The following is a 26,958-nucleotide window of genomic DNA, read 5'->3' on the forward strand; positions in this document are numbered from 1 at the left end:
GACGCCTCCTAAAATTTAAACGCGAGCGGCGTTTGAGGTCCATTATCGAACACTCCCCCGGCTCGGATCACTGAAATCTGCACCTTGTTTTGCGGCACGTTCAAGGTGCGCGAGATCGTTGTCCGGACAGGTCGTAAACCGGCCTCACCGGTCTGTATTCTACCATCCCTAATCGCAATGTCTCTAGTCCGCGACAACGCGCTACCAGCTTTCGGATTCCCGAAGCTTTCAGCTATCAACTCATCAAATTTATTGGGTGACACGCGCACTCCGAAGTCGAAGTCAGACGCAGCCTTCGCTGTACCGCCAGACCGCGAACCCATCACGAAAATATCGTCACCCAAGCCCAAATCGCCGACAGCGGCGCGTACCTTGCCGGATATCACGTCAAAGGTTCGTGGACCTACGCCTTGCGGGATTTGCATCCCGAGGCGGGGGGCTCCGAACGCAGTACCCTCTGTGGCAACCAGTTCAGCCCGCGTCAGCGCATTGACACCACGTCCGAGGCCCTTCAGGCCGACGATCTCGAAGGTAGTGAGACTGGTGTTAAATACACCTTCACCCACCAAATCATTCCGTCCAAACGTCACGCCGTCAATTATCTGGGCGGCACCCATTCCCAACTTTGGAACCAGTTCAAGCGTGCCTATCCCGAAGGCTAGCACCCGTTGAGCGTTACGTTGAGTTACAGTGGGGTCCAGAACCGTTCCAAAGGGTGCAACCTGCAAGCCCACGTCGCGCGCGAACCCAATTAGGCCGGATGCAATGGCCCGCCTGCCCTCGTCCGTTCCGAGCGCACCGAAGTTCTGAATAAACGCCCTGCTGACACCACCGAAGAAGGTCGCGGACGGGGCCTGTACCGAGGAGTCGCGGCTTGCCGCCACAGGCGGGGAGGCGGGCTGTTGCTGGCGCAGTGCCCACCGCTCTCCGGACTCGTCGGTCTGTTGTCCATATTGAGCAAAATACCGCCCCCACTGGTAGGTATTCATTGCCCCAATCAAGTCGCGATCTTGACGTCTAGCGACAACGACAATGTCTTTACCGGGTTGATCGACATCACCCTGCTGCGACGATGCGCCAGATGCGTTGGCCAGCGCTGCGGGGACCGCCTTGGCGCTTCTTTTCGCCTCGCCAAGGAACGCTTTCTCACCCGGTGACATCTTGCCTGAGCTACGACCAATTCGGGCCACACCATCGGCCACGAGACTCCCAATGGTACTGCCGACCACATCCGGCAAAGTGGCGAGGACATTGTCCCCAAAACTCGAGCCGCTGACGAAGCTGCGTACAGCACCCCCCGCGACGGAGCCGGCAACGCCGGAAAGCGCTTGATTCGCGTAGAAGCCGACATTGCGCGCCGTATTCGAGTCGATCTTGTACGCGTCGGTTCCGACCTTGGCGTTGGCCAACGTCCGGTTGGCGATACCGACTGCGCCGCTCACCGCACCCGCAACAGCGACACCGGCCCAGTCGAACTTCTTCTGCAGCCCGGTCGCGACCGAAATGCCCTGGGTGACCACGTTGGTCGTAACCCCCTTGGCAACGTCGGTCAGGAATTTGCTACCGAACGCCACCGACTTCCCGAATGTACTGCCCACTCCGCCACCGACGGCTCCCGATAGAGCGCCGAGCGCAACGCCCTTCCAGCTAAACTTGTCCTGGATACCCAAAGCGACCCCGACGCCCTGGCTTACGATGCTAGCCCCCGCACCCGCGATCGCACCGCCTATGACGGCCGCACCGACCGCGCCTATACTACCGGCGGCAGCCGCGCTGCCGCCAAGAATGGCGGTCAACCCTGTGGCATTCACTACCACGGCGCCGCCAGGGCCGAGAACCGCAGGCGAACCGATGATGGCGGGCCCCGCGACCGCCGCGACCGCGACTGCGATCACTACGAGCAGGATCATGCCGAAGATACCGCAGCCATTCTTCTTGGGCGGAGGCGGTGCGGGCATGGTCGGCGCAGCCGGCAGGGTCGGCATGGCGTCGCCGATCGCCTCGCCGGGGTTGTAGACGCGGAAGGTCTCGCTGGTGTTGTGGAAGTTGGTGACCTTGTTGGGGATCGACAGCGTCTGCCCGGCGACCAGCGTGGCATTCCCCGTCAGGCCGTTCGCGTCGGCGATCAGGTACCAGAGGTTGGCATCGCCCCACGCGGCCCGGGCGATCGATTGCAGCGTGTCGCCGTTCCGCGCGGTGTACATCGCCGCCACCGGACCCGGATAGCTCGCGTTGATTGGCTGGAAATTCTGGTCGAAATCGGCGCTTTCCACGGGCCGCCCGTTGCGGAACCCGCCCTTGTCGCGCGGCGCGTTGCGATCCAGCGCCAGTTCCTGCGCATAGTCGATCAGGCTCGGGCTGGGGCCGCTATTGCCGACATCGCCGATGCGACGGCCGTCGAAATAATAATAGAGCTGCCGCGCCCCGAGCACATTGTTGATCTTCTCCTCGCGGACCAGCACCTGCCCATAGGCGTCGTTGCGATAGGAGAGGACGCGGTTGGCCTGGGTATCGACGACCTGCTTCAGATGACCATTCTCATCGTAGCTGAGCCTGGAGAAGCCCGATGCCCATTGGCCCGTATTGGGGTTGCTCCGGTCAGTCGGGTCAACGCGGATGGCGAGTTGCTTCGCTTCATCCCACCATTCATAGCTGTAGACTGTCTCGGTCGTGACGGTCGACTTCACCAGGCTGCTATGGGTGATCACCCCCTGGTCGAGCCCCGTATAGCCGCTGCCGGCGACATAGGCCCTGTAGTCGTTGTGGATCGTCGTGATGACGTTGCCGTTCGCGGCATCGGTCTCGGTCTGGTCGGTGACCCGGTTGTTCCGGTCATAGGTCAAGGTGCGAGTAAAAGAGACGGCGCCATCAGGCGCAAACTGGGTATAGCTCGTCACCCTGCCCAGCGCATCGTTGGTACGCCGCGCGCGCACCACGCCGGCGATGATCGTATCCTCGAGATAACCATCGGCGGTATAGGTGTAGGTCTCCACCTCCGAAGAACCCGCCGTTGTCGCCGTCTTGCGATTGCCCGCAGGATCATAGGTAAGGGCGACCCCGGCATTGCCGGCGACGATGTTCCCGCCCAACAGCGTGCCCATCGTCAGAACGAAGCGATTCATGCTGTCATATTTGTACCAATAGTCCTGGGTTCGCTCCGTCCCGTCGACCCCGTCATTATAGATGCTCTTCACCTCGCGGCGATTGCCATTGGCGTCGTATTTATAGGTGATTTCCGCCTTGGCGTCCTTGAAACGCACCACGCGATTCAGTTCGTCATAGCTGACCGAGGCGTTCTGATAGATAATCGGCGACGCATCCGTGCTGTTATAGGTTTCGAGCGTGCGGTTTCCTTCATTGTCATACTGGAAGGTGGACCGCATGCGCAGCGTATTGTCAGTGATGCTCGCGATATAGCCGTTGTTGTAATAGGTGTAGGAGATCGACTGCCCGGTCGAGCCGGTCTGGCCGACGAGATGGCCCGCGAGGTCATAGGTGTAGTGCGAGCTATGGCCGCCAAAGTCCTGCCGCCAGTTTATCTGGCCGAAGAGGCCGCGATTCTCATAGGAATTGAGGCCGGCGGAATTGGTGGTGATCGTCTGCCACCCGCCGAAATTGCCGAGACCGATGGTACCAAGAAGATTGCTGGCGATGCTGTACCAGGTATAGGAATATGTCGTCGCCAAGCCGCCGAAGCTGACCGTGCTGACCACCCGCCCCTGCACATCGTAATCGGTCGTCTCGGCGACCGTACCACCATAGACCGAGTTGCTGTGCTTGATGCGCTGGCCAAGCCCGTCATAGCTATAATAGTCGACCAGCCGGACGCCTGGCGAATTACCGTTGACGCGTACCGGATGGTCGACCTGGATCAGCCGGCCAGCCTTGTCATAGGTGTTATTGGTGACGGCACCGAGCCCATCGGTGATCTTTCGCAGATCGCCGAAGATATCGTACCCGTACGCCTTCTGGCTATTGTCTGGATTGAACTCGCCGATGGTGAGCGCCGTGTCGCCGCCCTGCCCACTGCCGGCCAGCAGGGTCTGGGTGAAGAATTTCTGGTTCGCGTCCCTCTTGCCGACGAGGCGGCCGGATTGGTCATAATAATAATATTCGGTGGGCGACTGCCTGGTCGTGACGCCGGATTCGTCAGTCACATCGACCTGTGGACTGATCTTGCCGGTCAGCCTGCCCATCGTGTTGTAGTTGAAGCTGGTGATACGGCCATTGCCGTCAGTCTCGGAAGCGATCTCCCCGAATGCGTTGAAGCTTTGCGTGCGGTGGACGAGATATTGGGACGCCACGGCGGTGTCGATGCGCCACACCAGCGCGTTGTTGGTCGTATCGGCATAACGATCGCTCTGGATCGCGAGATACCCCATCGCATGGTCGGCATGGTTGAGCGTCGGCAGGATCGTGTTGTCGGCTGCGTACGCATCGTAATAATATTCGAGATTCCGGGTGCCTGTGCCCGGCCGCACACCCGCCGCATCGACGTCCCAGGCAAAGATGCCACCTGCCTTGGAAATGGTGACGGCCGTGAAGGCCCCGGTGGATCCCCGGTCACGCCAGTACAGGACGATCTTCGCCACGCCGTTCTGCTTCGGATCGAACAATACTTTGGCGGCCATCCCCGGCGCGCCGCTGAAGGTGCTCATGGACTGGCTGTCATAGCCGAATGTCAGCGTTGCCTCGGAACGGGAGACCAGCGTATCAACGTTATAAGTCTCATATTCTATCGGATAGCTACGGCTTGAGTAGAAATCCGCGAGATCCTTCGCGTTATAGGTCCAATTCCCTCCCCCGCTTTGCGGGATCCATGACGACCAGGCGCCGTCCCGGAAATAGCGGAACTGCTGCCAGGTAACCGTCTGGCCAGGCGGCGGCCTCAGGATAATCTCCCTCGATGCGTCCTTATATTGCGTTAGCAGTGATGCCTGCCCCCCGACGGTGAGCGTACCGTGGAGCTTCGTGCCATCGGCGAGTTCGACCCAATATTCGACCGGACCGCCAACGCCGGTGACATCGACTGCCGCCAGGCCGTTCTGGCCGTAACCGGCCGGATTGACGCCGACCGGCACTGACCAGCCACCGCTGCTGCCGAGCGGCCTGTAGCGCATGTTCACGGGCGCGGCTGGCAGGCCCGAGAGGATCAACCAGTCGCGGCCGGAATCATTCGTGAGCATCGCCTGGCCGGGACCGCGCACATCGACCAATATGACATTGTCCAGGACCGGGCTGCCATTGCTGTTTCTCGACAGGACAGCCTGTTTGGAATCGTAGATTTTGCCGGCCGCGTCCATGGCCAGATATTTGATGTCCCAGCTGCTGTTTGCCGGCAGGCCGTTGAACGGCGACTGAGTCAAATCATAGGTGAACCACCCCGCGATATTCGAGCCCATCGAATTATTCAGCTGAGTCGCTGTTAATTTTTGATACGCCCCGCCCGACCCGGTCGGCCGGACAAACATCTGAACAACGGTGGCATTGGCGTTTTCGTTCTGGAAGTGAAGTTTCGGCGCCGGGTACGCATCCCCATGGGATATCTTCCACTCTGGCGGTTCAGATTTTGGCCCAGGGTACGGCATCTCAATATTCATGCTGGTCTGAGCAATGACGACTTGCCCGCCCGGCACTTCCTGCGTGAGGGTGAATGAAACTGCGCCAGAGGCGAATATGAAACTGGAAAAAGGAGTGTAGGTCGTATCCTCAATAATAAAGTTTCTGCCAGGAGTAATATCTCCCAGAGAGCGCGTCCCCTGCGAATCCGTTATGGTAACATGTACCACACCGCTTCCGTAGAATATGGCAGGATCAGTCGATATCGTGAGCTGCCTACGGTCCCATTTACCGATACCTTGCCAGCCAAGCGTGATCACTGCATCGAACGAGACGCCGCCGCCGGTAGCTGTAAAGCGGCTTTCCGGACTCTCGGCGGGCTTTACCGCAGGGTTGTTCTTCACCTCCTCTCTGCTCACCTTCACTGCGACGTCTCCGTCCGCATAGAAGGAGGCGACACCGTGGCCGGTCGGATCGGGAATGAGTTCGGGGCGGATCGGATTGGCGCCGATATTGTTGCTGGCCTGCTGGAATGTCTCGATCAATTGATTGCGCTTGTCGAAGACGCTGAACATTACAGACACACCGGAAAGGTCCGCGAAAATCTGCTCTACGCTCTCTTTGCTCTTCAGATTCGCGGTGCCGGCGCTCTGCAACAGCATCGTCGCATTGCCGTTCTTGTCATAGGCATAAACCTTGGTGATGCCGTCCTTGAAATTGGTGCGCCACACCCTGCCAGCCTTGTCATAGTCGGCAAACTGCTGGGCATTGGCCTTGACGCCGCCGGTATTGGTCCCCTGGGCAACGATCTCGCCATAACCATTGTAATATTCATCGGTGGTATCCCCGAACGTCCAGGTCGAACCATTCAGCACACCCGTCTTGCGGCTGATTTCACGACCCGCCGCATCGTAGCTGAAGAAGTTTCCGTTCGTTTCGGAGCTGCCGTTGGACTTCTGGCGGCTATAGGTCTGCGCGACCAGCTGTCCCGCCGTGTCATAATAATAGCTGGTGCTGAAGCCCGTGGGATCGGTCATGCCCGTCAGGCGACCGGCATCATAGGTATAGGTCGTGATGCGATCGGCCGTCGTGCCATCCCCGCGTTGAATAGTCTGCAAGACCTGGTTGAGGCCGTTGTAGGTGATGTCAGTGGTCGGGGTTACCTGGGTTTGACGATAATCGACGAAGGGCGTCTGCGTCGTGCGCGTCTCACGACCCAGATAATCATATTCGTGCCTGGTATAATCCAGGTTCGCCTCGGTCTTCTTCGTGACCTGACCGAGCCCGTTATACTCGTAGCGAATGACGGAACCGGCCTTCGATGAGGACAGCGCGCCGTTTCCACCGACCGCGGAAGTCTCCACCGCGCCGCGTGTTTCGGTCAGGCGGCGGCCGTTTCTGTCATAGGTGAAGGTCGTGACGCGATCAGCGGCATAGGCCGATGTGAACGCGGGCATTGTCGCCTGGGTCGCGTCAACAAGACGCACTGTCGGTTCGACGAGGGTGAAAAAGCCGGATCCGGCCCCGGACGTGATTGCATAGAGTTCAAGCGCTCCGCTCACTGCGCCGGCGGGGGCAGTGGCAAAGGTCGAGATTTTAGTATCGTACCACTGGCTCCCGTTCAGCGTGCCGACCTCATCGACCCGCACCGTGTTGCCACCGGAGTCGTACCACCACATGAGGAGGACGAGGCGACCGACCGTGCCAGCCCCTTCCACACCGGCTTGAATCGCCACCCGCTCGCCACCGGCAACGGCAAATGAGTTATTACCGTCAACCCTGAGCGATACCGACTGGTTAGCAGCGGTAGCCGTGAATTCGTCCTTGAGGAAATTCTTGCCCATATAGCCACCGGTGAACGGCGAACCAGCATTGAGGATGTTGTTGGGGTTGTAGCTATACCAGCCATCCGTCCCAGCGAACTGACTGTTTTTAATGAGGTTTGCCGTCGCACCGGGCAGCGTGCCGATGTCGGCACCCGCCAATTGGGTGCTTGAGCGCCGCTCCGAGAGCACATTGCCCTCGGCATCAAGCGTCCAGCTCGTCAGATACCGTTCCTGATCGACCGATGCGATCTTCCGGTTGAGCCTGTCGTAATAGGTATAGACGCTGTTGCCCCGACCATCGGTCTGCCGCACCACATTGCCGGCGGCGTCATACTCCGTCGAGTTGATGACATCGGTCTTGAGATACAAGGAGTTGGGATACTCGCTATATTGGACGTCCTTTATCACCGTAGACGTCAGGCGATTGTTGCGATCGTAATTGTACAGCGTCTCACGCTTGTCGGTCCCGCCCGCGGGTGGCGTGCCGCCCGGCGTGGACGGCAGTGCGACCGCTGTGCCATAGACCTGCATCGCCGTGATGTTGCCGTTCACGTCGAGCTTGTAGGTCGTCAACGTTCCGACGCGGCTGATCTCGGCGGTCTTGCGACCGAGCCCGTCGTAGAACAGGAAGCTCTTGCCGTTATTGGCATCAGTGACCTGAACGAGATTACCCCGTTTGTCATAGACATAGCTCTCGACCATCGCCTGGGCCGTGCTGCCCGTAAAGGTTGCGTTGGCGACGGGGACGCCGCTGACCGTCTTGGTCTTGAGCTGATCGAGCAGATCATAGGTGTAGGTCGTGGTGCGCAGGCCACCGGCCTCGATCGCTGACAACCGGTTGCCGCGCGCGTCATAGGCATAGCTGTTGGTGATGGTCGCCCCGGACGAGTCGATCTGGAGCACTTCCCTGATCAGCAGGCCGCGCTTGTCGAAGCTGTTGGTGGTGGTGCCGCCAAGCTTGTTGATGACGGTGACCCGGTCGCCAAAGGCGTTGTAGCCATAACTCTCGACAATATTGTTGGCCGGATTGGTGTCGGTCACCTGTATCGTCGAGGTGACTCGGTCGAGCTTGTCGTACGTGAAGGTCGAGACCGAGTCCGATGCCGGGGTCGAGACAGGCGCCGGCTTCGTGCCGATGACCGGTTCGCTTCCCAGCTTCGTGGCGTAGCGCGTGACCGAGGCGGTCTGCCCGGCGAAGGTATAAGTCGTCTCGGTGGCGTAGCGCTCGGGGTCGACCTGAAGGACCAGCCGGCCAAGCGCGTCATAGTAGAAATAGCCCGAATTCCCGCGCGGGTCTGTCACCTTCACGAGGTTGCCGAACGCGTCGTAGCTGTTGGTGGTGACGGCGTTCGTCGTCGCGTCGAGCGACACGGCGACGGTCAGCACCTGGCCAAGCGCATCATAGGTGCGGGTGATGATGTTGAGGCCGACCTGCTCCGTGAGGAGGTTGCCGTTGGAATCATAGGTGAACGTGCGGGTGGCCGCCTCGCTCCGGCCGGAAGCGCGGGTCTCGGTGAGGACCCGGCCGAGCGCATCATAGGTCCTGCTCGTGACGCTCTCGTCGGCGGTGCCGTAAGCCACCGCAGTGGTCAGCGCCTGGCCGAGCTTGTTAAGCGTCATCACGGTGCGGACACCGCTGGGATCGATCGTCTCGATCAGGCGGCCGGCGCTGTCATATTTGAACTCGGTGACCGCCGCCGTGGCGGGCGGCGTTGCCCCGACCAGCCCAAGCGCGACAACGAGACTGGTTGCGTCGGTAACGGCATAACGGTCAGCGTAACGGATCTTGGTGCGGACGTTGCCTTGGGCATCATAGGTGTATTGCGTTACATAGCTTTTAGGCGCGGGGTCTGGATCCGGGTCGGACGGGAGCCGGTATTCAATTGCCTCAAATCGCAGCCGCCCTGCCTGATCGTAGATCGCGCGCGAAATCCGATCGGCCGTCGTGCTGGCATTGTTCGACAGCCAGGTGGTCATCGCCGCATCGGTCGGATCGCCGGTCGTGCCGTAATTGGCGGCGACCCGCTGCTGCTTCACGACGTTGCCCTGGGCGTCGTAACTATAGGCAGTGACGTTGCCCAAAGCGTCGATGGTGAAGCTGCGCTTGCCTTCGGCGGTGTAGACGTTGCGGGTCGTGCGCGCCGCGGCGAGCGCCGGGGCACTCATCCCCGCGACCTGCGTGGCGATCGTCGCCATGGTGTAGGTCGGCGAGGACGCGATCGCGGTCGAATAGGCGATGCTGCGGATCGCGTTACCGGCCGCGTCATAGACGAACTCGGTCAGGAAGTTCGCGGCATCGACGGTATAGCGAAGCCGACCGTCAGCATCATAGACCGAGCGGGTGAGCGCATTGTTGCCCGACGGGGAAACGCGGGCGGCCAGGGCTGCCGCGATCGCTGCCGTGGTGGTGACCGTGGCAAGTCCCGTCAGCGAAATCGCGCTGGCATAGGACTGGCTGAGGATCACCCTGCCATCATTGTCGTAGCTCTTCTGGGTGACGCCCCCGAGCGCGTCGACCGTGTAGATCAGCCGGTCGTTCTTGTCATAGGCGTAGCGCGTGATCTTGCCGAGCGCATCCTGCACCGCCGCAAGGTTACCCCGCTTGTCATAGCTGTAGCTGGTCGTCTGGTTCAGCGCATCAGTGCTGCTGACGAGCAGCCCGCTACGATCATAGACCTTGGAGCTAACCTGATTTGCCGGATCGGTCAGCGTGAGGACACGCCCGAACGCGTCATAGCCATAGCTGGTCGTCAGCGCCTTGCCGCCGGCGGCTGAATCGACCACCTCGGTCTTGAGCATGCCGCGCTTGTCATAGGTGCGGGTGGTCTGGATCGTGGTCGCGGGGCCGTTCTCGAGCGGATCGACCTCGGTGATCACGTCGCCAAACGCATTGCGGCCATAGGTCGTGACGGCGCCCAGCGCGTCGGCCTTGCTCGCGACCTGGCCGACCCGGTCATATTGGAAACTGACCGTCGCATCACGCGCTGCATCGGGGGTCGGCGTGGGGGGCGTGGTGTCGCTCGCGGTCCCGCTCGCCTTGTTATAACGCCGGGTGACCGAGGCGAGTTCGCCGAACGCCGTATACACCCTCTCGGTGACGTAATTGTCCGCATCACGCGTGGAGATGATCCGGCCTAGCGCGTCGTAATAGAAGTAGCTCGCATTGCTGCGCGGATCGATCACCTTCACGAGATTGCCGAACGCGTCGTAGCTGTTGGTGGTCAGCGCGGTTGCGCTTCCTTCGAGGGGCTCGGTAATGGTCAGCAAATGGCCGAGTGCATCATAGGTGCGGGTCGTGATGTTCCCGCGGCCATCCTTCTCGGTGAGCTTGTTGCCGACGGCGTCGTAGGTGAAGGTGCGGGTCGTCGCCTCGGCCTGGCCGGAGGCGCGGGTCTCGGTGAGGACCCGGCCGAGCGCGTCATAGGTTCTCGTCGTGACACTCTCGTCAGGCGTGCCATAGGCAACCGCCGTGGTCAGTGCCTGGCCGAGCAGGTTGAGTGTCATCACCGTGCGCGTGCCGAGCGGATCGATCGTCTCGGTCAGACGGCCGGCACTGTCATATTTGAATTCGGTGACCGCCGCCGTGGTAGGCGGCGTTGCCCCGACCAGCGCCAGTGCGGTGGCAAGGGGTGTCTCGTCGTTGATCGCATAGGTATTGGTGGCGTAGCGTATCTTGGTGCGAACGCTGCCGGCCGCATTGTAGGTATATTGGGTGACATAGCCTTCGGCATCGACGTCGAAGCGCAACTGCCCGTTACGATCATAGATCGCGCTCGATATGCGGTCGTTGGTCGTGTTGCCGTTGCTGGTGAGCCAGGTGGTCATCGCAGCGTCAGTGGGATCGCCCGCCACGCCATAATTGGCGGCAACGCGCTGCTGCTTCACGACATTGCCCTGGGCATCGTAACGATAGGCAGTGACGTTGCCCAAAGCATCGATAGTGAAGCTACGCTTGCCTTCGGCGGTGTAGACGTTGCGGGTCGTGCGCGCCGCGGCGAGCGCGGGCGCGCTCATGCCCGCCACCTGCGTGGCGATCGTCGCCATGGTGTAGGTCGGCGAGGATGCGATCGCGGTCGAATAGGCGATGCTGCGGATCGCGTTGCCGGCCGCGTCATAGACGAACTCGGTCAGGAAGTTAGCGGCATCGACGGTATAGCGAAGCCGCCCGTCGGCATCATAGACCGAGCGGGTGAGCGCGTTGTTGCCCGACGGGGAAACGCGGGCGGCCAGGGCTGCCGCGATCGCTGCCGTGGTGGTGACCGTGGCAAGTCCCGTCAGCGAAATCGCGCTGGCATAGGACTGGCTGAGGATCACCCTGCCGTCATTGTCGTAGCTCTTCTGGGTGACGCCACCGAGCGCGTCGACCGCGTAGATCAGCCGGTCGTTCTTGTCATAGGCGTAGCGCGTGATCTTGCCGAGCGCATCCTGCACCGCCGCAAGGTTGCCCCGCTTGTCATAGCTGTAGCTGGTGGTCTGGTTCAGCGCATTCTTGACGGTGAGGACACGCCCTTCACGATCATAGGTCTTGATCGTGTTCTGGCTCGCCGGGTCGGTCAGCGTCAGGACGCGCCCGAACGCGTCATAGCCATAGCTGGTCGTCAGCGCCTTGCCGCCGGCGGCTGAATCGACCACCTCGGTCTTGAGCAGGCCACGCTTGTCATAGGTACGGGTGGTCTGGATCGTGGTCGCGGGGCCGTTCTCGAGCGGATCGACCTCGGTGATCACGTCGCCAAAGGCATTGCGACCATAGGTCGTGACGGCACCCAGCGCATCGGTCTTGCTCGCGACTTGGCCGGCCCGATCATATTGGAAGCTGACCGTCGCGTCGCGCGCGGCATCGGCGGTGGGCGCCGGTGGCGTGGTGTCGCTCGCGGTACCGCTCGCCCGGTTGTAGCGTCGGGTGACCGAGGCGAGTTCGCCAAACGCCGTATACACCCTCTCGGTGACATAATTGTCCGCATCGCGCGTGGAGATGACCCGGCCGAGCCTGTCATAATAAGTGTAGCTGGCGCTACCGCGCGGGTCGGTTGCCTTAACCGCCTCGCCGAAGCCGTTATACTGGTAGGCCACCACACCTGACAGTGCGTTGGTCCGCGTCAGCAGCCGACCAAGCCGGTCATAGCTGCTGGTCGTCACGCTTCCATTTGGATCGGTGACGGTCAGGATATTGCCCAGGCCGTCATATGTATAGGAAGTAAGCGTCTGCTCCGCGGTACCATAAGCGTCAGTTCGCGTCAGTACCTGACCAGCATTGTCATAGGTGTAGACGGTCTGGGTCTGGTCGGCAGTGCCATAAGCCTGGTAGGTCGAACCCAGCGTGCCGTTGGCATTGTACACATAGGTGGTGACGACGCCTGCGCCATCGGTCCGCGAGACGACACGGTTGAGATAATCATACGCCGTCGAATTGGTCGTGCCCGATCCAGTCGGCAGTGTCGCGATGGTCGCGATCGTGGTGTCGTCGGTGGTTACGATCGGCGTGTCCCAGCGCAGGGACACGGTCGGACGGCCATATTGATCGTAGATGAAGCGAGTGACATAGCCCTCTCCATCGACCGAGTATCGCAGTTCGCCGCGCGCGCTGTAATAGTTGCGCGTGATCCGGTTGGCTGCGGCACCGGTGTTGGCGACCGACCAGGCATCCATCGTGGCCAGATCCGGCAGCGAAGCCGTCGTCCGAAGCGTATCGAACCGAACGATTTTCGTCACCTGCCCGAGAGCGTCATAGCGGTAGCTGATGACCGCGCCGGTCGCATCGATGGTATAGGCAGCACGGCCCGATCCATTGAGCACGGTCCAGTTGATACGGTTGTTCGCATCGCTTGCCAGGACGGCAACCGCCGCCTTGACGGTAGCGATCCGATAGTCGGCCAGCGTGGCAATCGTGCCCGCATATTTAATGGTCTGCCGCGGCACGGCGACCGCGCTGCCCGGAACGCCGCCGGTATAGAGATATTCGGTCACATGATTGAGGCCGTCGACCTCGAAGCGAAGATTACCCTGCGCATCATAGACATAGCGCACGGTGCGGTCGGCGGGGTTGGCCGCGGCGGTAACTGACCCCACCAACGCCAGGAACGTGCCCGACGCGCGGAGGCTGGCGTCCGTCGCGGTCGCAAACGCCGTCTCCCGCACCTTGCGACCTGCGTTGTCGTAGGTGATCTGGCTGAGATACCCTTCGCCGTCGAGCACGCCGATCAGCAGCCCGGCCTTGTCGTAGAAATTGCGCGCGACGCTGTCTCGCGCCGCATCAGCCGCCGCAATGGGAGCCAGCGATCCGGTTTTCAGCGCAGCCAACTGCGCGGCACTCAGCTTATTGGCAAAAGCGGTCGTGCCGACCAGTCTGCCGGATGCGTCATATTGATAGGTGGTGACGGCACCATCGCCATTGATCGCCTGGACCAGGCGATCTTCGGCATCATAGACGTTCCAGGTCCAGAGATCGGTCGTCGCGGAATCGGGGCGGATGGATGAGAGCTCGACCTGGACAAGATGGTTACCCAGGACCGAGAACTGTCCACTCGTCAGAGCAGTAGCGTACCGGATTGTCGTGACGAGCCTGTTGTTGGCGTCATAGCGATATTCAGTGAAATCCCCCGTATATCGGCCGATATCCGCGACCTTCCTGCCAAGGTTATCGTAGAGATAATATTTGGAGTTGGGCCCGTCGGTGCGCAGCCGGCCCATCTGGTCAGTATAGCTGTAGAATGTCGAAGCGGTGACGTTGTCGCCCGTTTCGGAAACGCTGTTCAGTTCACCGGCCTTGTTGTAGACGGAAGTCCGGGTGAAGCCGTTGCCTAGCGTGACGACGGTCTGCATGGCAGCGTCATTGAACGCGATACTTGTGCTGTTGCCGTCAAGGTCGACCGACGCGATGACGCGGCCCAGACCATCATAGATGAAGGTCTCCGCATTGAAGCCGGCTCCGGCCCTGCGAAGCAACTGGCCCGCCTGATCATAGGTATAGGAGGTGCGGGACGTAACTTCCGCCGTGCCGACGGGCATGAACGCGACGTCCGAAACCGTGCCGGCGGAATTCAGCGAGCAATCGAAGTAGAAGGTCCCGATAGCCCCATCGACCGAATACAGCGCGCCAGCCGACCGAGCGGCCTCAAGCGTCGCCCCTTTGAGATAGCTGATGGTGGTGCCGGTGCGGACGAGCCAGAAATTATCCCCGACGGCCAGGGTAGTGCCGAGCGAGTAGACGCCACCGCCATTCGACCGCCAGACACTCCCCCCGATGAAATAAAAGGCGTACTGGAGACTGTCATAGGAGGCAGAACTCAAAGGGTTCTGCGACACCCCGATCATCTGGCTGTTAAAGACCTGTGTCGGGCTGACCTGCAGGACAAAATCCCCGCTTGCCCCCATGGTCGAGGACGCATCCGCGTCCCATCCCGTCGTACCCGAGATCTTGGTGACCCGAGTCAGGCCATTTGGCTGCAGACTGACCGCAGTACCGACTCCGCTGCTGATGGACACACCGGCAGCGGGCGTAAATTTGACATCGGTGGCGGTACCCGCGGAATTCAGCGAGCAATCGAAATAGAAGGTGCCCGTCGCCCCGCCGACAGAGTAAAGCGCGCCGGCCGAGCTTGCGGCCTCAAGCGTCGCCCCTTTGAGAAAGCTGATGGTGGTCCCAGTGCGGACGAGCCAGAAATTGTCTCCAACGGCCAGGGTCGTCCCGAGCGAGTAAGCGCCCCCGCCATTCGACCGCCAGACACTCCCCCCGATGAAATAAAAGGCGTATTGGAGACTGTCATAAGAGGCGGAGCTCGACGGATTCTGCGACACGCCGATCATCTGGCTGTTGAAGACCTGTGTCGGGCTGATCTGCAGGACAAAATCCCCGCTTGCCCCCATGGTCGAGGATGCATCGGCGTCCCACGCCGTCGTACCCGAGGTCTTGGTGACCCGAGTCAGGCCATTGGGCTGGGGGCTGACAGCAGTCCCGATGCCTGCCTGAATCGCGACGGGATCTCCCGTCACCGTCCCGCTGGCCGACAGGCTTTCATAAGTCGTGCTGCTTACCGCATTGCCCCGCGCGTCATAGCCGGTGTCAGTCCGCATGACCGCGCTCCGGTCGGCGAGCCCGAGCACCCACCCGTTGAGGTAGGACTCTGAATCAGAACCGGAAACGGTAAATTTCTGGTCGACATATTCAAGCGATGACGTCTGCTGGCCGTAGCCGTTGTAACGATATTCGGTCACGCTCCCTTCAGCGGATATCCTGTACCGCAAGAGGCCATTTGTGTCGTACACATAGCGCGTCGTGTGGGCTGCCCCGGCAGAAGTCGCATCGGACCCGGTCCGCGTCTCCGTCAGGACTTCGTTCTTCGACCCGTAGGTCCGGGTAACCACATTGCCCAGCCGGTCGGATGACGTCAGGACATTGCCCGCCGCATCATAGGTAAACGCGGTCACCGCCCCAAGTGCGTCGGTGATTGAGGACACGTCCCCGGTGCCAGTGCCCGTATAGGCGAACTGAAGCACCTGCGCCGTCGCACCGGTATAAGCGGGCGGCGAGGTGACCTTCTTCAACGATCCATCGCTGTTATAGTCGAGCGTCGTGACCTTGCCGAGCGGATCGGTGATCGTCGTCGAGCCGGCCGAATAGGCAATCACCGTCGTCCGAAACTGGCCGGCCGCACTCGTCTGAGTCAGACGCGTGATTCGACCGGATGTATCGTAGACGAAGGTGACGAGGGACCCGTCGGTCTGACCGATCGACGCGACCCGCTTCGAGGTTCCATCATAGGTGTAGGTCGTGACATAGGTGGCGCCGTCGGCGATGCTGTTGTCGCCCGGCGTCAGGTCAACGGTCACGGTCGTCAACCGGTTCGACGTGTCATAACCGTAGCTCGTACGGGTCAGCGTCTTAAGCGTGCCGTCGGTGTAGCTTGTGACGATCTGCGCGATATTCCCGCCCGACCAGACATATTCCTCATAGTCGCCGGTCGCGGTCGTCACCCGGGTCAGGTTCGCACCGCTATAAGTGAAGGTCAGCTTGTTGGAGGTCTTGTCCGAGGCCTCGGCGATCCGCCAACTTGCACCATTGTTGCTATAGACCTGGGTGAGCGGGCTGCCGCTGTTCGACCAGGTCCACACACCAGCCGCGTAAGTCAGGTTGTCGGTGCTCGCCGTGCCTGAACTGACGATATATTTCGAGGTCGCCGCGTCCCAGCTGTACGTACTGCTCGTGCCGTCGGCCAGCACCCGCTTGATCGTGCTGCCCGCGGTATTGACCGTACCCGTCAGCCCATAGACGCCGTGCGCCGCGTATTTCTCCGTCCCCTGGGTGTCGCCATCGGTCCAGGTCCAAACCCCGCCAGCATAGCTGAGCTTGTCGTGTGCGCCGGCGCCATCGGTCGTCCAATAGGCCGCGACCAAATTGATCGTCTGCCAGGTATAGGTGATCTCCGATCCGTCGCCCGAGACCCGCTTGACCGTGCTTCCCGTCGTGTTGACCGTACCGGTCAGCCCATAGACGCGGCGATCGGTGCTCTGGCGCCAGTTGTCGCCATTCTCGTCCGACATGTCGCCAAGGCTGTTATAGGTCCGCCCGATCGCCGCATCGGGCCCACGTCCGACCAGAAATTCATCGCGCTGGCTGATCAGCAGGTTGCCGGTCGCCGCGTTCAGCGACACCTGCTCGTTGTTCCGCCCGATCGATCCCGATCCGAGCAGACCGGTCGAACCCAGCATTGCGCCCGACCCGCGCTCGAAGCCAGCGCCAAGCCCGGTGAAAATCGAAACCATGGAATCCCCCAGCTCAAACCCAAAGCCAGCGGAAACAACGACGCGCCGCGGCTGTAAGTGGGTGATCAGGAGATCATTGCCTTTGTTTAGATATTTTTTAGCACCGGCCTGAACAATCTTTCAATCAATTGGAATATAAGAAAAATATTTCAATCCGATGATCGACGTGCCGCGAGGCACTAGGCGTGCCGCGATTGGGGCGTGACCGGCACGTCAAACGCGAAGGAGCGCCGGGCAAGCACCGCACTTTGTCCAGAATTGACCGCGCGCAGCATCCCCGACGTCAGCGTCCTTTGAACCGCGCGGTTCTCTTTTGCTGAAAAGCCGACATTCCTTCGCCATTGTCCTGGGTACGGATCAACACCGACTGGCCGAGCCGTTCGAGGAGACGCCCCGTCTCGGTATCGACATTCTGACAGGCGTTGATGATGTGCTTCGCCATGCCCATCGCCTGCGGCGCCTTGGTCAAAAGGCCACGTGCGAAATCAAGCGTCCGGTCGAGCAGCACCTCGGGCGCATGCACCTGCCCGACCAGGCCGATGCAGAGCGCCTCTTCGGCATCCACGGTTTCGACCGCCATGATCATCTGCTTGAGGCGGCCGATGCCGATCATCTGGATCATGCGCGAACACGCGCCCGAGGCCGGAATCACGCCGAGCTGATTTTCGGGCAGCGAAAAGGTGGCGGTCGAGGCCGCGATGCGGAAATCGCAGGCGATCGCCATTTCGATGCCACCACCCGCGCAGATGCCGTTGACCGCGGCGACCACCGGCTTCTCGATCGCTTCGATGTCGTCGAACAATTCGTGATTGGCCCGGACATAGGCACGATATTGCGGCGTGGTGAGGTTGTTCTCGTAATCGAGGCCGCCGATGTCGCGCCCGGCACAGAAGGCGCGCCCCGTTCCCGTGATCACGAGGACGCGAACCTTGTCGTCGAAATTGGCCTGCCAGATGACGGTGCGCATTTCCCGGATCATGCGCTCGTCAAACGCATTCAGCTTTTCGGGCCGGGCAAGGGTGATGATGCCGATGCCATCTTCCGTGAGTTCGTAGCGTATCCGGTTGCGATCCTCCGCGAGCTTGAGGAAGCCCTCCGGAAGTCCCTTGTCGTCAAGGACGACTGCCTCCCCTTTGGCGGTCGATGCCACGATCTTTCTCCCCGTTTCAGTTTCTGGAATTGGCGATGTCGTCCGGCAGCAGCCGATACCGTCCGTCGGGCTCGCGGACGATGCGACCCGCGGCGTAAAGCGGTTCGAGCAGGCGCAGGACCACCCGCTCGTCGCGCGTGTGTTCGGCCGCCATCAGTTCGACGAAGCTGGCCGGCCCGGTCTCGAGCGCGGCCAACGCCGTCTCATGGGCACTCGATTCCAGAACCGGCGGCAAGGGCACATGGCTGGACAGTCCGCGCTCGGCCGTGACCGGGCGCGTGCAATCGAAACCCGCCTTCGCCCCGACACGCGCGCCGGCCAGCGACGGATCGATCGGCACCGCGCGATAGCCCGACCCGATCACGATATCGCGATCGGCCTGGAAGCGGGTCGCGAACGCCCAGTCGACCTGCCCGTCATCGAAAACGTCGATATCATCATCGACGACGAAGACATGCTTGATATCGGCGACCGAGCCGAACACGGCGGCGATCGCATTGCGTGCCTCGCCGGGATAACGCTGCCGCAAGGATACCCGCACGTTGAACATCCCGCCGCAGGACGGGGTGCAACAGACCGCCCGCGGCTCGCGTACGGCCTGTTCGAGCGCGCTCCAGATCGTCGCCTCGGTTTTTGCGGCCACGAGCTGCGCCGTGTCGGTCCGGGAGAGATACTTCCCGCCGATGGTGGCGGTCTGGAACACGGCATCCGCGCGTCTGGTGATCGCAGTCAGATGGAACACCGGGTTGCGCTTTACCTCGCCATAATAGCCAAGGAACTCGCCATAAGGCCCCTCGGCCTCGGCAAAACCGGTCGGTTCGAGATAGCCTTCCAGCACATATTCAGCGTCGGCCGGCACCATGACGTCAATGGTCCTGCATCGGACGACCGGTACCGCGCTCCCCCGCATCGCGCCCATGAGCGCAAGTTCGTCGGACACCCGATTGGAGGCAGTGGCCGCGAGCAAGTCTGCAGGATGCGATCCGATGACATAGGCGACCTCGGTGCGCGTGCCCTCGACGCATCGGGCCTGGAAGATGGCGCGCAGATCGCTAGGAGCGTTGAGATCGATGCCAGCGGCTCTGGAGCCGCGCAGCATCATGCGGCGCACCCCGATGTTCGTCCCGCCGGTGGCCGAATCCCGCGCGAAATCCAGGCTGGCCGAAATATAGGGCGCGCCGTCGAACTGATGCTGGAGGTGAACCGGCAGCGAATAGAAACTCGCCTCGTCGCCGATCTGGACGACCTGATGCACCGGTGCGTCAGCCGACGATACTTCCTCGGACGGGATCGGCACTGCTGCCGCATCCCGCAGGCGAAGAGGAAGCTCGGTCGCCGATACGCCGAATGCCATGGCAAGCCGGCTCCTGGCGCCGGCAACGTTGCCGACAAGCTCCTGACGATCGGGTCCGGCCGCCTTGAACCAGATCGCGCGCGTTTCCCCCTCAAGCCGGACGGCGACGTCGATCAGGTCGACCGGTTCCTCCACGATGAGGCATTCCCCCACCTTGACGAGCTCCTCCAGGAACGTCCGCAGGCGGAAGCGCGCAAAATCGGTCATGCGCCCTCTCCGCACACGGTGATGCCGAGGAAGCGTCCATCGGACGACTGGCTGGTCCGGGATTCGGGCGCCCTGCCCCGACCCGCATAATTGCTCGATTTCATGGACACGCCCTGCCCCCGCCAGTTCAAAGGATCGTCAAACCAAGTGCTTCGGCTCCCATTGCCGACCGATCAGACGGGGAACCGCTCCCGCAGCCAGTCGACCAGGATGCCCGAGATCTGCGCCCGCCCGCCATTCTGCGACGTTCCGTCGAGCGGCATGCCGAAATGGTCGCCGTCGACCCGCTCGATCCGCTTGTCGGCTGCCCCGCTATGCTCGAAGATCGCCCGGCTCACGTGCGGCAGGATCGCATTGTCGCCCGAAAGCCCGATGACGATGGTCGGCTGGGTCACCTTGGGAAGATTGTCGAGCATCGAGGATCGCGACGAGATCGCCGACCATTGGCTCAGCCACGCCCTGGGGGACAATATCCGGGCAAAGCCGTTCTCGGTATAATTCCAGAGATCCGGCCGGAGACAGTTGATGTCGCCGATCGTGCGCCGCGAAGGATCGATCGAAAGGTCAAGCAGCGCCGGATTGGCGTTCGTCCGATGGACCTGAAGGAACTGGCCGTGCATCGCGCGGCGCTGAAGGAGGGTGCGTTCGCGCGGAGGCAGGCCATGGAAATCCTCGCCCTGGACGAGCGACCGAAAACTGCGCTGCGTGGCGATCATGTCGCGCGCGATGGCGTCGATGCGCGCGATCCGGGCCCGCTGGGCAGCCCGATAACGTTCCAGGAACTCTCCTGAATATCGGCTTTGCTCCGGCGGTTCGCGAAAGCCGTTGGCCGGATCGTACATATCGAGCGCCGGATCGCACGAGAGACCGTCCTTCTCGTCGACAACCGACGGGTCGATCTCGTCCTGCATCGTGACCCCCGTGCCGAGATGCGCGGCGGCATACATGAACCCGTCGGCCGGCGGCATCTCCAGCGGGTTCAGATCGAAGGGGTCGCCGGCGGCGGTGTCAGTGAGCCTTCCCGGCGGGGCGATCAGGGCCTGCGCCTGGTAGAAAGTGAAGGCCGCGCCGCCACCGCTATAGCCGAGGCACACCACTTTCTCGAAGCCGCGACCGCGCAGGAAACGCATGGCGGCATCGATATCGGCCAGCAGCGCCTCGTGAGTCATGTTGGAATCGTTGTTCGGCGACCGGCTCTCATGCCCGAAGGCAGCAAAGCCTGCGTCCACGAACCCCGGGATCAGATAGTGGCGCGACATGTCGCCTTTGGGATGAACGATGCAGATGACGGTTTTCTCGCCACCTTTCGAATAGAGGACGCCTCGCGAGCCCGGACCATCCTTGGCGACAAGCCGAACGAGTTCGGGGACCACCCCTTCGGGCGGGCGGTCGAAACCAAGCAGGTCCGTCCCGGGACGATAGCGTGACAGCTGAGGCATATTCATGATCGTGCTCCATCGAAGTGCCGAGGGGCGGTTGGCGCTCCTCCGGTCTGCCAAGATCTCCCGAGCGCGTTCCGGACAAAGGCGAGGATGGCGTCGCCCAGGCGAGTATCGCGCGTATTCAGACAGAAAATCTGTGACATGTGGTTGTGACCGGCAAGTGAGTTCGCCTGGTATATGCTCCGATCCGCGGGAAGGAGCCGGGCGAGATGGTCGTAGTGGCGTTTGAAAAAGGGCGGGTCGAACTCGGGCGATACGAGCAAGGTTGGAATGCCGCATTCGATCATGCCCGGCAGCGCGCCCCGGGCCGGATAGCTGGACTGATCATGCCCGAAATAAGCGCGCTCATGCTCGATGAACTGCGCGTCCCCCGGCGCTATGTCTTCGTCCGCCGTGGCCTGAAGCGTCGTCGACAGGAGGATCGCGGCCCTGACCGGCATCCGGTCGGGCCAGCAAGCGGACTGGCCGAGAAAGCAGGCGGCATGCGTGGCGCCAGCCGAATGCCCCATCAGCACGACGGTGCGTGGATCGCCACCGAACGCGGCGGCGTTCGCGTCGAGCCATGCAAGCGCGGCTGCGATGTCTTCCTGGGCGGACGGCCAGGGCGCGCCGGGGGCGAGCCGATAGCTCATGGTGACCGAGAGAAAGCCGTGCCGCGCACCCCAAAGCCCGACATTGTCATAAAACGAACTGCCGGCACGCACCCGCCGGTCTCCCGCGATATAGCCGCCGCCATGGACGAAGAGGAGCACTGGTCGATTGCCGGCGCCCGGCTCGACGAACAGGTCGGCGCGGTGCCGCTGATCAGGACCATAAGCAAGGTCCCGCCTGACGGACACGCCCTGATAGGGTTCGGTCTCGTGCAGCGGCGCGTAGAGGGAAACCATCTCCCGGAGATCGATCACCGGGCCGGCTTCCCTGATCGCCCCGGAAATGCGCTCAAGCACTTCCATGCGCGTAAAAACTCCTTCTCTTTCCGATCGATGCGGGCGCCAATTGGGCAGCGGGATCAAAGAAGCGTCAAAGCCCGGCGCACATGGCGAGCGATGTCGGAAACCGTGCAATGACAGTGCTTCCTGCGTGGATGGCGCAGTTCGATGGTACCGCGATAGAGGACAAGACCGGCGTCTCGGCGATTCTGGCCACCGCCGGGGATGGCTGGCCCCATGTCGCCTATCTGAGCGGTGGCGAGATCCTCGCGGTGTCGCCCGACCAGATACGCCTGTACCTCTGGCCGGCTTCGGGCACCGCCCAGAATCTCAAGGCATCCGGCCGCGCCAGCCTTCATTCGGCGACCGGGGGAATCGTCTGGGAAGCTCGTCTGACGACAAGCCGGCTGCTCGCCGACGACCGGACTTTCATGGCCGAAATGTGTGTCGTCGACACTATCCGCCACCGCGCGCCCTATGCGGATGTGCGAGCGATGATCGACTTCGAGCTTGCCGATGCGGCCTCGACGCTGGAACGATGGCGAGGCCAGATCGCCCGATTGGGTGCCTTCGTTCAGTGACATCAACCGCGTTTGACATCGCCCGCACTGGCTCGCGACCATCGCGGGTACGCGAGGAGGCTTTCATGCAACCAGAATTCAGTCCCGATCGCCTCATCGTCGGCATTTCCGGAGCGTCCGGCGTGATATTCGGCATCCGCGCGCTCGAACGATTGCGCGAGGCCGGCGTGGAGACGCACTTGGTCATGACCCAGGCGGCGAAAATCACGCTCGCGCACGAGACCGATTTCAAGGTTGCCCAGGTCGAGGCGCTCGCGAGCGTCGTCCACCGCGCCGACGATATCGGCGCGGCGATTTCGAGCGGCTCTTTCCAGACCCTCGGCATGCTGGTCGCACCCTGTTCGATCCGGAGCCTGTCCGAGATCTCGACCGGGGTGACGAGCGGGCTGCTCGCGCGGGCCGCAGATGTCGCGCTGAAGGAGCGGCGCCGGGTCGTGCTGATGGTTCGCGAGACGCCTCTGCACGCCGGGCATCTCAAATCGATGCTGACGGTCACCGAGATGGGCGCGATCGTCGCGCCGCCCGTGCCAGCCTTTTACGGCCGGCCGGAGCATATCGACGACATCATCGATCACGCAGTGGGACGTGCGCTCGATCTTTTCGGGATCAGTGCTGCGGGTGTCCATCGCTGGCGGGGCACACGACAGACGTTCGCCTGATCCGGGTTTGACCCTTTTTTGACGGTGCGCAGCCATTTCACCGGAACAAGCTTCGGCAGCTGAAGCCGGAGATCTGGAGGATAGAATGCTGCATCATCTTTCGATCAGCGTGGACCAGCCCGACCGGGTCGCGCGCGTGCTCGCCGAAGTCATGGAAGGCGATTTCCGACCGTTCCCGCCCAATGCCGGCAGCTTCTTCGTCTTCCAGAAGGACGACTTCGGCACGATGATCGAAATCCACAAGACAGGCACGATCCTGGTGCCGGAAGGATCGGGCTTTGAGCAGGTCGTGCCGCGCGCGCCCGATTATGCGCCGACGCATTTCGCGATGAGCGTGCGGCGCCCGCGCGACGAGATCCAGGCGATCGCCGATCGTGAAGGCTGGCTGTGCCGACGCAACGACCGGGCCGAATTCCCGGTCATGGAATTCTGGATCGAGAATATGCGGATGTGCGAGTTCCTGCCGCCGGACTTTGCCGCGGCCTATCTCGAGATCGCCCGTGGCGGCGGCCGGCGCGGCCCGCCGCCCGGGGCGCAATGACCCGCATGATGACGGGCGCGTGAGCGGCATGGCTTCGCAGGCAGGCAGGGAACCGGCGACATTGCAGCGAATGCTGGTCGTCGACACGCTGGTCGCCGTCTTGGTGAACGCGGTCGCCTTTCCCCTTCTCCTCCGTGCAGCGGGCCTGCCGCCTCCCCGTGCGATGCTCGGCCGGGAGGGCGCCGTGATCGACGGGATACTCGCGACGGTCTGTCCGGTACTGCTGATGACGATCCTGATGACGTTCGTCCTGCGCGCGCGCTTCGCACGACAACTACCGGCGGATTCCGCCATTTCCCTTGCCCGCTTTTCCCGATTGCCCCGCCAGGTGATCGTGCGGGCCGTCTCGCTCGCCCTGATCGCCCTGCCGCTCCTGCTGCCGCTGCGGGTCGCCATCATCTGGGCGCTCGGATTGCTGCCCATGAATACCAGCAGCCATTTCGCCCTGAACATGTTTCACGGGTGCCTGATCGCCCTCGCCTTCATGCCGGTCATCCTGCTTGGGACCCGGGCCGAATTCCGCGGCACGCATTCTACCGACGCGGATTGACCACCCCTTTCCGACGTCGAGACCCGCGATAGTGGAAGGCTCATGCAGAAGCGCGGAGCCCGCTGAGATGATCTCGGCGGGCCCCGCGCCTTTGCGCGAACCATCATGGCGCGCCGGCACGGGGCCCCCGATCCCGAACGGAAATGGGGCAAGGTCGCCTTTCTGGCGCCCTTGCCCCATCCCTCCCCCAGACTCAGAAGGAAGCGCTGACCGTCACGCCATATGTCCGTGGCGGCTGATAGTTGGTCGTGGCGCCGATGTTCGTCGTGTTCATCGAGTTGGTGACCTTGGCGTTCGTCAGGTTGCGCACCCATCCCCGAATGCCGAGGCCGTCCTCGAGCTTCAATCCGACACCTCCGTTCAGCAGTCCGAAGCGCGGCTGGTACAGGTTGTTGTCCACCTCGGTATAATAGCCGCTGTTGTAGCTGTAGGTAGCTGAAAGGTTTATCTTTCCGATACTCACCGGGATTTCATAGTCAGCCGTTACATTTCCGGTGAATCGCGCGGTCTGCGGCAGCCGGTTGCCCTTGGCATCGCGCGTGGTGACCTGGTTGAATCCGACGAAATATATCGCGTTCGGGAAAGCCGTGAACTTGTCGTCCAGGATCGTCAGTCCGCCGGACAGGCGCAACGCGGACGTCACCCGTGCCACCAGTTCAAGCTCGGCTCCCCAGATATGGGCGCGGGCTCCGTTGTAGTAGTAGATCTGGCCGAGCGCGAATCCCCCGACCTGAATATCCTTGTAATCGTAGAAGAAGGCGGAGGCGTTGAGCCGCACCCTGCGATCGAGGAGCGAACTCTTCAATCCGACCTCATAAGCATCGAGCCTTTCCGGGCTATAGGGTGCCTGGGTCGCGAGGGCTGCATTGTAGCCGCCGCTCTTGAAGCCGCGATTGTAAGAGGCATAGACCATCACGTCGTCGCTGAAGTGATGGTCGAGCGAGACGCGCCATGTCGGGTCGGAGAAGCGCTTCGACTGCGACGACACCGCCTGGTTGGTGATCGGGAAGGGAACGAAGGGTGCTGAGATCACCGTCGTCAGGTCGCTGTCGAGCGAGCGCCTTTCAGTGCTGTAGCGAAAGCCGAGCGTGAGATTGGTGCGCCGGGCGATCGGTACGGTCGCCTGCGCGAAACCGGCAAAGGCTTCAGTCTTCGTCGTGGCATTGTTGACGTTGTTCGTGACCACGCCAAAGCCGGGGATCACCGGCCGGACCGGACCGTAGAAGTCGAGGGTCGTCGGATCGGTGATGCCCGTCGCGTGGAAATAATAGGCGCCGACCACCCAACTGATGGGTGAGCCGGGAGTCGACGAGAGCTGCAATTCCTGGCTGAACTGCTTGTCGGTCTGGGTGAGCCGGATATTCAGGCCGGGCGTGCCGGTGGCATCGGTATCCTGATCGAAGATCATGCGCGACCGACGATAAGCCGTGATGCTGGTGATGCGGACCCCACCAACATCCTGATTGACCGTTCCGGCGACACCCCAGCCGCGAAAGGCGTAATAAGGCTGGAAGTCGTTATCGACATCCCAGCGATGCGGGAGCGGCGCGATCGGCAGATAGACCTGCGCACCCGGCGCCGGCCGCAGGGCCGTGAACAGGGAGCCGGCAAGCTCCGAATAGTCGGCGCTGATGCGGATCCTGGTGCTTCCCTTGTCGTACAGAAGCGAGGAGCGCAGCGCGACATCGCGGTCGGTCTTGTAGACGTCCTGGCCGTTACGCACATTGTGGCCGAAGCCGTCCTTCATCGCCGAGGCATGGCCCGCGAGATCGACCGCGAGGGAATCGGTCACCCCTCCGGTCACATAGGCGTCAGCCGAGATCGTGCCATAATTGCCGTACCCCAGGGAGACTTGCCCGCCAGATTGCCTGCTCGGCTCCCGTGTGACGACCTGGATCAGACCGCCCGTCGCATTCCGCCCGAAGAGCGTACCCTGCGGCCCCTTCAGGACTTCGACACGCTCGATATTGCTGAGCGACAAGAGGGAGGCGGGGGCCGAGCCGATATAGACTCCGTCGATATAGGTGGCGACCCCGCCCTCGTAGCCGAGGCCAATGACGTTGTTGCCCACCCCGCGCAGGCGCGGCTGAACATAGCCGCTGTTATTGGTGATCGAGAGGCCCGAAACCGTTTGCGCCAGATCCGACGACGTCGTCACCCCACGGGTCTCCAGCGCTGACGAGGTAATCGCGGTAACTGCGATCGGCACATCCTGGAGGCGTTCCGCGCGACGCTGCGCCGTGACGACGATATCCTCGACCGCCAGCGTGCCGGGCTCCTGGGGTGGCTCGGACTGCGCCACCGCCACCGTCGTCCAGCCGATGCCGACGACAAAGGCAGCACCCAGAAGCAAACGGCGCTTGCGCAGCAGATTCCCGCGCGAGAACTGAATAGGCAATGT

At 62.0% G+C, this 26,958-nt stretch carries 10 protein-coding genes; 4 read left to right on the forward strand and 6 right to left on the reverse strand.

Going from position 1 to position 26,958, the window contains the following annotated elements:
* Positions 1–8: 8 nt before the first annotated feature.
* The 5 genes from P0Y59_11565 to P0Y59_11585 all read right to left on the reverse strand — a co-directional run bounded on the left by P0Y59_11565 (position 9) and on the right by P0Y59_11585 (position 22,250).
* Positions 9–17,144, reverse strand: a complete 17,136-nt coding sequence (locus P0Y59_11565; GenBank protein ID WEK02284.1) for a LysM peptidoglycan-binding domain-containing protein — start codon at positions 17,142–17,144, stop codon at positions 9–11.
* 283 nt (positions 17,145–17,427) lie between these two features.
* A complete protein-coding gene (locus P0Y59_11570; protein WEK02285.1) occupies positions 17,428–18,294 on the reverse strand; it encodes an enoyl-CoA hydratase/isomerase family protein in 867 nt (288 codons plus the stop codon).
* Positions 18,295–18,310: 16 nt separating this feature from the next.
* Entirely contained in the window at positions 18,311–19,855 is a 1,545-nt protein-coding gene (locus P0Y59_11575) for a UbiD family decarboxylase (protein ID WEK02286.1), read from the reverse strand.
* 173 nt (positions 19,856–20,028) lie between these two features.
* Positions 20,029–21,300, reverse strand: coding sequence for a hypothetical protein (locus P0Y59_11580; GenBank protein ID WEK02287.1), 1,272 nt, complete (start codon positions 21,298–21,300; stop codon positions 20,029–20,031).
* Complete coding sequence (locus tag P0Y59_11585) at positions 21,297–22,250, reverse strand: alpha/beta hydrolase (protein ID WEK02288.1); 954 nt, start codon at positions 22,248–22,250, stop codon at positions 21,297–21,299. The genes P0Y59_11580 and P0Y59_11585 overlap by 4 nt, the downstream gene beginning before the upstream one ends.
* Before the next feature lie 110 nt (positions 22,251–22,360).
* On the opposite strand from P0Y59_11585, the gene P0Y59_11590 reads away from it, so the two are divergent.
* The 4 genes from P0Y59_11590 to P0Y59_11605 all read left to right on the forward strand — a co-directional run bounded on the left by P0Y59_11590 (position 22,361) and on the right by P0Y59_11605 (position 24,557).
* Positions 22,361–22,807 (forward strand): hypothetical protein, encoded by a 447-nt coding sequence (locus tag P0Y59_11590; GenBank protein ID WEK02289.1) that lies wholly within the window; start codon positions 22,361–22,363, stop codon positions 22,805–22,807.
* 65 nt (positions 22,808–22,872) lie between these two features.
* Complete coding sequence (locus P0Y59_11595; GenBank protein WEK02290.1) at positions 22,873–23,466, forward strand: UbiX family flavin prenyltransferase; 594 nt, start codon at positions 22,873–22,875, stop codon at positions 23,464–23,466.
* Positions 23,467–23,551: 85 nt separating this feature from the next.
* The gene (locus tag P0Y59_11600) at positions 23,552–24,007 is read left to right on the forward strand and encodes a hypothetical protein (protein WEK02291.1); all 456 of its coding nucleotides are present in this window, start codon (positions 23,552–23,554) and stop codon (positions 24,005–24,007) included.
* The gene (locus P0Y59_11605) at positions 23,967–24,557 is read left to right on the forward strand and encodes a hypothetical protein (GenBank protein ID WEK02292.1); all 591 of its coding nucleotides are present in this window, start codon (positions 23,967–23,969) and stop codon (positions 24,555–24,557) included. The genes P0Y59_11600 and P0Y59_11605 overlap by 41 nt, the downstream gene beginning before the upstream one ends.
* 193 nt (positions 24,558–24,750) lie before the next feature.
* Here P0Y59_11605 and P0Y59_11610 read toward each other — a convergent pair whose 3' ends face one another.
* Positions 24,751–26,955, reverse strand: a complete 2,205-nt coding sequence (locus tag P0Y59_11610) for a TonB-dependent receptor (GenBank protein WEK02293.1) — start codon at positions 26,953–26,955, stop codon at positions 24,751–24,753.
* Positions 26,956–26,958 lie beyond the last annotated feature (3 nt).

The sequence above is a fragment of the Candidatus Sphingomonas phytovorans genome (genome assembly GCA_029202385.1).
GTDB lineage: Bacteria > Pseudomonadota > Alphaproteobacteria > Sphingomonadales > Sphingomonadaceae > Sphingomonas > Sphingomonas phytovorans.

What these genes read in the sequence shown, in the direction of transcription:
- P0Y59_11565 (WEK02284.1), bottom strand. Translation starts at nt 17,144, where the DNA reads ATGGTTTCGATTTTCACCGGGCTTGGCGCTGGCTTCGAGCGCGGGTCG.
- P0Y59_11575 (WEK02286.1), bottom strand. Translation starts at nt 19,855, where the DNA reads ATGACCGATTTTGCGCGCTTCCGCCTGCGGACGTTCCTGGAGGAGCTC.
- P0Y59_11580 (WEK02287.1), bottom strand. Translation starts at nt 21,300, where the DNA reads ATGAATATGCCTCAGCTGTCACGCTATCGTCCCGGGACGGACCTGCTT.
- P0Y59_11585 (WEK02288.1), bottom strand. Translation starts at nt 22,250, where the DNA reads ATGGAAGTGCTTGAGCGCATTTCCGGGGCGATCAGGGAAGCCGGCCCG.
- P0Y59_11590 (WEK02289.1), top strand. Translation starts at nt 22,361, where the DNA reads ATGACAGTGCTTCCTGCGTGGATGGCGCAGTTCGATGGTACCGCGATA.
- P0Y59_11595 (WEK02290.1), top strand. Translation starts at nt 22,873, where the DNA reads ATGCAACCAGAATTCAGTCCCGATCGCCTCATCGTCGGCATTTCCGGA.
- P0Y59_11600 (WEK02291.1), top strand. Translation starts at nt 23,552, where the DNA reads ATGCTGCATCATCTTTCGATCAGCGTGGACCAGCCCGACCGGGTCGCG.